At 70.8% G+C, this 281-nt stretch carries 1 protein-coding gene; it reads right to left on the bottom strand.

Going from position 1 to position 281, the window contains the following annotated elements; translation table 11 throughout:
* Positions 1-281, bottom strand: a 281-nt coding sequence (locus tag ISP15_RS18665) for an AMP-binding protein (protein ID WP_404549497.1), incomplete at both ends; no start/stop codon positions are given.

Here is a 281-nt window from a genome sequence, read left to right as displayed (position 1 = left end):
TGCACCAGCGCTTGCAGCGATGCATCGAAACCGTAGGAGGCATTCCACGCCCAGCGCACCGGACCGCTCACCCCGATGTCCGTCAGGGCCGCATCCAATCCCGCGGCGAGGTTCATCACGCTGCCGTGCTCGACCCGCACCCCTTTCGGACGACCGCTCGAGCCCGACGTGAACAGGATGTAGGCCAGTCGATCCGACGGCGTCGGCTCGCTCCGCACCGGATCGTGCGCCGGCGCCGCCGCCAGCTCCGCGCGCAGCGCCGCCGTGTCCAACGCCAGCGG

The sequence above is a fragment of the Dyella jejuensis genome (genome assembly GCF_044904675.1).
Lineage (GTDB): Bacteria > Pseudomonadota > Gammaproteobacteria > Xanthomonadales > Rhodanobacteraceae > Dyella_B > Dyella_B jejuensis.
Note: the sequence above shows the minus strand (reverse complement) of the source record. Positions and strands in the feature narration are given on the sequence as shown.